Consider the following 696-nt stretch of genomic DNA (forward strand, 5'->3'; position numbering starts at 1 on the left):
CCGCCGGCGACCACGATGCCGATGATCGACAGCGCGAAGGCCACCGGGCCGGTGACGGAGTTGCGGAGGTTGGTCAGCCAGCTCTCATACGGCAGAGAGCCGCCGGTGCCTTCGGAGGCGAATGCGTGCTGGGGGGCCAGCAGGAAGAACGCCAAGAGGGCGAAGAGGCCCATGTAGAACAGGGCGTTGCGGTTGAGGCGGAATTCCGGGAGGGTTGCTTGCATTGGTCGTAACTCCTAGTCAGAGGGTTTTGGTGATGTACTGGCCGTTGACGTACCCGGAAACCTCCAAGATTTCCTGGATGCGCCGCGAGCCTTCGACGCGGGCGATGTGAACAACCACGTGAACCGCCTCGCCGATAAGCGGTTCAATGGGTTTCGGGGAATCGGGGTGCATGCTGATGAGCATGGCGAGCCGATCCAATCCAGCTTTGGCGTTGTTTGCGTGCAGGGTTGCAGCACCTCCTTCGTGCCCGGTGTTCCAGGCCATCAACAGATCAAGGGCTTCGGGGCCGCGCACCTCGCCGACCAGGATTCGGTCGGGGCGCATGCGGAGGGTGGTTTTCAGCAGCGCCGTCATGTTCACGTCGATGCTGGTGTGGTACTGGACGTAGTTCTCGGCGGCGCACTGGATTTCGCCGGTGTCCTCGATGATGAAAACCCGCTCGGTCGGGTCTTGAATCACCATCTCGTTGAT

The 696-nt window shown here is 61.6% G+C and carries 2 protein-coding genes; both read right to left on the bottom strand.

Annotated elements, in window-relative coordinates; genetic code table 11:
• Nucleotides 1-224, bottom strand: a 224-nt coding sequence (locus RMZ43_RS35980) for a TrbC/VirB2 family protein (RefSeq protein ID WP_428851024.1), incomplete at its 3' end; no start/stop codon positions are given.
• Between the two features lie 16 nt (nt 225-240).
• Nucleotides 241-696, bottom strand: a 456-nt coding sequence (locus RMZ43_RS35985; protein WP_428851025.1) for an ATPase, T2SS/T4P/T4SS family, incomplete at its 5' end; no start/stop codon positions are given.

Source organism: Nostoc sp. CmiVER01 (assembly GCF_034531135.2).
In the GTDB taxonomy this organism is placed as follows: Bacteria; Cyanobacteriota; Cyanobacteriia; order Cyanobacteriales; family Nostocaceae; genus Nostoc.